This is a genomic window from Acetobacter pasteurianus subsp. pasteurianus LMG 1262 = NBRC 106471 (assembly GCF_000285275.1).
Taxonomy (GTDB): Bacteria; Pseudomonadota; Alphaproteobacteria; order Acetobacterales; family Acetobacteraceae; genus Acetobacter; species Acetobacter pasteurianus.
This window is the reverse complement of the sequence record NZ_CADO01000048.1, coordinates 1-7,405: the sequence shown is the minus strand read 5'-3', so window position 1 is coordinate 7,405 and position 7,405 is coordinate 1. Positions and strand designations below refer to the sequence as shown.

The window sequence follows — 7,405 nt, the reverse complement described above, 5'->3', positions numbered from 1 at the left end:
TCAAAGAAACCAGGCTGCTTCATCTTCCACCATCCCCAATCAACGCCGAAGAAACAGCTCAGAGCCAAAGGGTTTTTCGAACCCTCCATCTGGCGTTCCGCCATATGGCGCAGCGCCAACGATGAGACATCCCACAGCCCAAGGCACAACGCGCCTTCTTCCACAGGGGTCTGCGCCAGAATATTGGGCTCCCACCCGATACGGCGGAACAGACGCATCATGCTCTTGCCGTAAATGCCCGTAATCTGTTGCACAGCGTTTTGGAGGTCTCAATGGTGGTGGCGCGGCCCGCCGGGCTGGTGCTGTCCGCTGTGCCACACAGGCAACTGCACTCCCACACATGGGCGCTGGCAATATCCGGGCACGGTTCAAAACAGGCCTGAAAATCACACCGCAACATGGTGGGGCCGGTGGTGGGCAACACCCGCAGAGAAGCTGCATGCTCCCCCTGCTCATTCAGGGAGACAATATAAAGCGGGTTGTATTCGCGGTCGAACACATCTTCTTCCGGACGGTTCAGAAGAGAAGACCCCGCATCATACCATTCCCCGCCCCAGCCACGGGCCTGCATCATCTTGTTATATGCGTCTGCATACTGATGCCGCTGCGCGTATGAGAATGTGTACACCATGAGCCTGCCGCCCCTGATCGAAATCGGGGGCATTATACTGCACAGGGATGGGGGCTCAATGTATCAAACACGACACATAGCAGTAAAAAAACTTTATTTTCTACGCTAACGAATATGAAACCCCACCGGAATCCGTCCCACCATGGGGGCGGACGCCGGTGCGGCACAGTGCAACCCACGGGCAGCGGCCAGTGCCTGCGCATCCAGATCATCATAGCCGGTACTCTGCACCAGCCGGGTGGCGGCAATGCCCCCATCTGCTGCCAGAGTGACCTCCACCACGCCTTCTCCTTCTTCGTGCAGATGCCGGGCCATGGGGGGATAATGCGTCTGCGGTGGGGTGCAGGTAAGCGTGCGCGCCCCGCTCCCTTTGGCCACATGCGCCACCGATGCCGCTGCTGATTGCGCAGCAGCAGAGCCCTGAGCCGCAAGAGGTGAAGACGCCGCAGGAGCCGACTGAACCTGACTGGCCGCAGCCCGAGCAGAAGCGGAAACAGGAGGTGTCGCTCCCTCCGGAGAATGCGAAGTCGGACTGGCCTTGGGTGGGGGTGGCACAGCCGCCTTGTGGGGCATTGGCGTTTGAGAAGACGGAGCGGAAGGCCGGTGTTCATGTGCGGGAGCGGCCTTCTGCGCGGCAACAGGCGCGGGCACACTCACAGGCGGCAAGATATCGGTCATGGGCGGTACGGGCGGTGCATCCGCTGACGTGGGTGGCGCTTCCAGCAGTGAGGCAAGCGCCTCATCTGGCGGCGTCATCTCAGGGGGCTGCGCGGCATGAGAGAGGTTAGCCGCAGGAGGCACACTGAGCGGTTCTGCTTGCTCAGGAGATGGAGCGGGAACAGATTGCGGTTCCTGCGGCGGCGTCACAGAAGCGGGGTTCGCGGCGCTGGCGGGCCTGCTGGCCGGAGATTCAAACACCATCTCCACAGCTTTCTGCCCCGGTGCTTCAGGCGGATGTCTGGGGTGCAATGTCACCAGAAGGCAGGCTGTAATCACCCCATGCCCGGCCACTGCCGCCAGGAGAGCCAGACTCCACACCCGGCTGGTCCGGCTCTGGCGAGCAGAGAACACGGCCCCCTCCGGCGGTGCCAGAGGAGGACAGATTTCCGGCGCACGCACGTCTGGCGTTAATGCACCGTCATCCTGCCCCAGTCTGCCGTGCGGTTTCACCCGTCCGCGTTCCTTTATCCTTTGGTCCTGAACCGCCCATACCCACAACGCAAGGCAGATACACCCAAGCGCCCAAACGGCTGCGACTCCTTGCTACTCATGCCGCCCTGTGCGCGTGTTTGCCTGTTTTCCGCCCGTTTTCTGCGTGGTCTGTGTGGGCTTTTTCCGTAGTTTTATACCTCTGGCCGTTGCCTTCAATCAGAAAGATCACTTTTGCGGCAGTCACACGTTTGACACAAAGCCCCTCACAGACAAATAAAGCAAAGCCACGCCCCACCTTTGGGCCAGCCCACCATGGCCCGCACAGACAGGAGTTCCGGCTGCTCTGATGGCCCGCACCACCCACCCTTTGCATACGCTGCTGAAATGGCCGCTGGTGGTGGTGACACTGGTGGGCTTTCTCGGCCTGCTTGCCCTTCAGAGCTTTGCGCAACCGGATGAACTGCCCCGCACCACCATAGTCCGCCTTCTGGGCATGGATATTGCCGCTTCCCTCTCCGTCCCCGATGACGTTTTGGATGCAACGCCCGCTGGTGCAGTGTTCTCTGGCTCTACATCGTCTCACACAAGGCAGAAGGGTTCGGGCCTTACCTCACCAGAAGGTGCGGTAGGTCGTGCCCACCACATGGCTGCGGCCATGGCGGGTAAATCCACCCAGTCGCATTCCGGCCATCACCATAGGGCGGATGGGTGTCCACTCTGTCCGCTGCTCTCGCTACCAGCGGCGCTTCCCATGGCCGTAATGCTGGTGCCCCCACCCGTTCTGCGGTGGATGCGGCGTGGCAGTCATGCCTCCACCCCACGCGCACCGCCGAGCGTTTTGCTTGGTCTGCCCCCCTCATGTGGGCCTCCTGCCTGAACCAAAGCCTCTTCACGCCTTTCCGGCCCCATAACCGGAAAAGAGTTCTGTACGCTTTGTTTTTAGGATTGTTCTCATGATTACACTTATCAACCCACGCCGCGTGCCGACGTGGGCGTGGGTTATTGCCGCGGTGTACGCGGCCCCCACCATATCCGCCGCGCAGGCGCAAACAACGGCTGCACAGGGTAGTGCCAGACAAAGCAACACGGCCTCTGGCAGTTCCGTTGTCACCTTGCCCCGGCTGGATATCTCAACGGATGAGGAAGAAGAAACCTCCCTCTCCGATTCCCCGCTGACCGCGTCCTCGCCCGATGCTAGCTCACAGCGCATGTCCCGGCTTTCCAGCCCGGATGTGTCCTCGCTGTTCCGTAACCAGCCGGGGTTCAGTTCCTACGGCGGCGGGCGGCTGGCCAATCTGCCCGTGCTGAACGGCATGGCGGATGATCGCGTCGCCACTATTGTGGATGGCGTGCGCATCTCTCCCGCCTGCCCCAACCACATGAATCCCGCCCTCTCCTACATTGATCCGGACAGCGTGCAGACTGCCACCAGCATTGCGGGCCTGACCCCTGTCAGCAGCGGGGGCGACAGTCTGGGCGGCACCATTGATGTGGAGCGGGCAGACCCACGCTTTGCCCGCAAGGGAAAAATTCTTGTGACAGGCCGGGTGCGCGGTACCTACCGCAGCAATGGCGGGGCCTACGGGGCTTCCGGTTCCGTCACGGTTGCCAACCATCTGCTCAGCATCCGCTATACGGGTTCTTATGATCAGTCAGGCGATTATCGGGGTGGCGCGGGCATGGGCACCGTGCACTCCACCAATTACCTGACCTATAATCACGCCGTAACGGTGGGCCTGCACAAGGACAACCATCTGGTGGCCATTACCGTGGGGCAACAGGATACCCCGCGCGAGGGCTTTGCCAACCAGTATATGGATATGACCAACAACCGCTCCACCTTTGTAAACGGCAAATATACCGGATCATTTGACTGGGGCACGTTTGAAGCCCGTGGCTACTGGCAGCGCATTACCCACGCCATGGACATGCTGGCAGACAAGGGTGGCCATTCCGCCACTACCGGCATGCCCATGAACAATGCGTCCCGTCTGGCGGGCTATTCTCTCAAGGCCACCATTCCGCTCGGCCGTTTCCACACGCTCAAACTGGGCAGCGGGTTTGACCATGTGGGGCTGAATGACTGGTGGCCACCGCTGCAAGGCAGCATGATGATGGGGCCGGATACCTACCACAACATCAATAACGGTCACCGCGACCGGCTGGGCCACTATGCCGAGTGGGAAGCCCACTGGACGCCGCGCGTTTCCACCCTGCTGGGGTTCCGCAATGATCTGATCATGATGAACACGGGAGACGTGGCCCCCTATTCCTGGACTGGCATGATGAACATGACGGATGCCATGGCGGCCCGCGCCTTCAACGCCCGCAACCGGGGGCGGACGGATGTGAACTTTGATGTCACCGCTATGGCCCGCTGGAAGGTAACAGACAGCTTTACGCTGGAAGGCGGCTACGCCCGTAAATCCCGCGCGCCCAACCTGTATGAACGCTATGCGTGGGGCCGTGGCACCATGTCTTCCAGCATGATCGGCTGGTTTGGCGATGGTAACGGCTATGTGGGCAACGTGGATCTGAAGTCAGAAATCGCTAACACGGCCAGCGTGACGCTGGACTGGCATGACCCCACTGCCGCCAACAGATGGGGCCTGACGGTGCAGCCTTATTACAGTTACGTACACAATTACATTAACGTGGTGCAGCTTCGTACCTTCTCCAATGGGTATCATCTGCTGCAATTTGCCAATCACAACGCTCAGACCTACGGCATTAACGCCTCTGGCCATTACACGTTGTGGGACACGGCGCAATATGGCAAGGGTGAAGTCACCGGCGTGCTCAACTGGGTGCGTGGGCAGGATGAGGTCACGCATTCCGGCCTGTACCACATGATGCCGCTTAACGGTACGGTGGCGGTGCATGAAACGGTGGGACACTGGACAGGCCGGGTGGAGATGAACTTTGTCAAACCCAAGGACACGGTGGACTGGCTACGTGGCGAACCCCGCACTGCAGGCTATGCCCTGCTGAACCTTGGCGGCAGCTACACGTGGAAGATGCTAACGCTGGATGCCGGAATTGATAACGTGCTCAACCAGCCCTACTATCTGCCGCTGGGTGGTCTCTCTCTGGGTGATACACGCTATATTGGCACCACTCGTGCTCTGCCGGGCATGGGTCGCTCCTTCAATATAAGCCTTTCCGCCACGTTTTAAGACCATACATTCTCTGCCTGCGCAGAAAGAGAGCCTACAGGCAGAGAGTGAAAGTGCCTTTATGGCGGTTACGCACCTCCCCGGTTCCAGTTCAACTTAAGACCTGATATTATGAGGACGCTGGCACCGGTGTGGTCTGTGCAATCAGATGGAGGGTTCGAAGAACTCTTATTTTGGTAAGGTTGGCTGGTATTTTTCGAGTTTTGGCATGAAGGCTTCCTGCTCTGGACTGCTATGCTGTGGCACTGACCCGTTCCAGAAAGAGGAAACGTCGCATATTGTAGATGATATTGGTCAGCCCGATCCTCATGGTGGCCCGTATGATACCGACAGTTCGGATGAATAGTCCGGTCTGTGATTTCTGATCTGCAAAGACATGCTCAACGCGTGATCAGATCACGGACTTGCCTGCATCGGATCGCTGAATATGACGGAGTCATGGGTTGGGGCGCGGCTTCTTCCTGTGAACCTTCGAGACGAAACCCTCTTTATCTATGAAGTCTTCATTGGCTTTTGAATGATACGATTTATAACCAAAGAATGGGATGGCCAGATATGTTGCGGGTATACTCCTGTCAGAAAAATTCTGCCCAAAAATATTTGCGCAAATCATGTATTATAATAACATAAAAAATATTTGTAATTTAAAATGTCTTTTTGTAACAAAAACACGTTAGATAATGTGCACATATGGAAACAAGTAAGGGTCTTACGTCATGTCATTACGAGTCAGATTTGATCCTGAGTATGTTGGAGAACAAATCGGACAATTATGTTTTGAAGAAAATCGTAATGTACAAGAATTAGATTTATACTTAGCTGGCGCAGCTTATGCTGTATGTTTGTCTTTAGGAAAAGAAAAGCCTTGGAAACAAAAAGATTTTGTTAATATTGGTTTATCTATTGTTCGTTCCGGAACTAAAAGATTTCTTGATCTTACAGAAAAAAACATATTGGTAAACTCGGTTCCACAAGAAAATGATATGAAGTATATGAAAAATTATGTGGGAAAATAAAAAGTTTATTTTCTGTATTTTGATTGTTTCGAATTTTTCTGACTCCGATGCTTTTGCCAAAACTGTTAAAGATATCGTTGTAGGGAAAGTTATTATCCACCCTTTTGCACAAGATCAACTCGAGGTGGGTAGTAATATACATGGCAATCAGCACTCTTCTCCATCTGCTAGTGGCCCTCATATCCGTAACGGGGTAAGAATTAATATAGCTAATCAGGTCAAGATCGGTGCCATTTGGGACTTTGGGGCGGCTCCCGGTGGACAAATGCGTCTATTCGAAGGTGCTGCCAGCTATACTGGTTTGAAACATTTTCAATTTTCTGTCGGAGTGTTCAATCCGAGTTTTGGACTGTCATCAATGCAGTCCAGAGGTGATAGCATTTTTCCTGAACGGGCAAGCGTTGCAACAATTACCCGTGGACTTGCCGCCGGTGCAAATCGTCAGGCAGTGCAAGCGTTATTTTACGGAAATTACTATCATTTAGCCATTTCTGGAACGGCTGGGACAGCTGGCCCGGGAAAAGACGGTAATCAAAGAGCAATTGTTTTTAGATCTGTGATTCTACCGATACATACCCAAGAATTCCTTATGCATGTAGGTATATCAGGTGAGTGGGTTTTTCGACCGTCTCATAAAAATTCTATGGAAGAAGGTGTATCATTTTCAGATACACCTGAAAACGGCGATGGATTAAATGATAAATATATAAAGACAGGTAATATTCCAGCAAAGAGCTCTGGTGCTTTTGGTTTAGAGGGAGCTGTTGCATGGAAGAAACTATTAATAAGTAGCGAATACTATAATTTAATTGTTAATGAAAATAAAAACTCTAGAATAAACCGTCAAAATTTTTATGGATGGTATATTACTGCGGCATATACATTGGTTGGAAAGCCGCGAGCATGGAAACCCACATCTGCAAGTTTTGCTTCTCCATCATGTGATCAGAAAGTCTCTACCCTCTGCCATGCCATGGGAGTCATAGAACTGGCGACAAGGTTTTCTCAAATGGATTTAGAAAATAGTGATGTATCTGGGGGCAAGCAAAATATATGGAGCGTAAATATAAATTGGTATCCCTTGGATATCATACGAATTTCTTTGGATTATTCACACACAAAATATTACGAAAAAGAAAATTATCATAATTTTGATAGTATTTTATCAATGTTCCAAGTGTATTTTTAATTAAACTTAAGTATTTGTTGTGTAAATGGTTATAGGGGGCAGGTAGTGAAGCTGGAGGGTTCGAAAAACTCTCTGGTTTTAGGGCCTGTTAGGGCTTGATCCAGTCTGCTGCGGCAGCGATGTGGATGACCGCGAGGAACGGTAATCCCCCCATTTTTAGTCGGGCGTTGAATGAGAATTCAGGCATCTGTTTTTAGTTTCTGGGCGGGGGTTAGCCCGCTGTTCCCCATGTTGGGTCTGT

The 7,405-nt window shown here is 53.9% G+C and carries 7 protein-coding genes and 1 pseudogene; 4 read left to right on the top strand and 4 right to left on the bottom strand.

The window, feature by feature from the left end; all coding sequences use genetic code 11:
• From APA10_RS08950 to APA10_RS08940, 3 genes are all read right to left on the bottom strand, one after another.
• On the bottom strand, positions 1–221 hold a 221-nt coding region (locus APA10_RS08950), incomplete at its 3' end, for a hypothetical protein (protein ID WP_035367536.1).
• Positions 218–631 (bottom strand): acyl-homoserine-lactone synthase, encoded by a 414-nt coding sequence (locus APA10_RS08945; RefSeq protein ID WP_003630983.1) that lies wholly within the window; start codon positions 629–631, stop codon positions 218–220. The genes APA10_RS08945 and APA10_RS08950, both read right to left, overlap by 4 nt.
• 105 nt (positions 632–736) lie before the next feature.
• Positions 737–1,801, bottom strand: coding sequence for a TonB family protein (locus APA10_RS08940; RefSeq protein WP_003630985.1), 1,065 nt, complete (start codon positions 1,799–1,801; stop codon positions 737–739).
• A 328-nt stretch (positions 1,802–2,129) separates the two neighbouring features.
• Between APA10_RS08940 and APA10_RS08930 the strand changes: the two genes are divergently transcribed.
• A complete protein-coding gene (locus APA10_RS08930; RefSeq protein ID WP_003630988.1) occupies positions 2,130–2,660 on the top strand; it encodes a DUF2946 family protein in 531 nt (176 codons plus the stop codon).
• Between the two features lie 76 nt (positions 2,661–2,736).
• Positions 2,737–4,959 (top strand): TonB-dependent receptor, encoded by a 2,223-nt coding sequence (locus APA10_RS08925; protein ID WP_003630989.1) that lies wholly within the window; start codon positions 2,737–2,739, stop codon positions 4,957–4,959.
• Between the two features lie 232 nt (positions 4,960–5,191).
• Here the strand turns inward: APA10_RS08925 and APA10_RS15240 are convergent.
• Positions 5,192–5,536: pseudogene (locus APA10_RS15240) on the bottom strand (IS5/IS1182 family transposase); the annotation flags it as partial.
• A gap of 139 nt (positions 5,537–5,675) precedes the next feature.
• Between APA10_RS15240 and APA10_RS08915 the strand changes: the two are divergent.
• Together APA10_RS08915 and APA10_RS08910 are read left to right on the top strand one after the other, a co-directional pair.
• Positions 5,676–5,975: a hypothetical protein gene (locus APA10_RS08915; protein ID WP_019088957.1), complete on the top strand. Its 300-nt coding sequence runs from the start codon at positions 5,676–5,678 to the stop codon at positions 5,973–5,975.
• Positions 5,962–7,164: an OprO/OprP family phosphate-selective porin gene (locus APA10_RS08910; RefSeq protein WP_003630992.1), complete on the top strand. Its 1,203-nt coding sequence runs from the start codon at positions 5,962–5,964 to the stop codon at positions 7,162–7,164. Before APA10_RS08915 ends, APA10_RS08910 begins: the two co-directional genes overlap by 14 nt.
• Positions 7,165–7,405 lie beyond the last annotated feature (241 nt).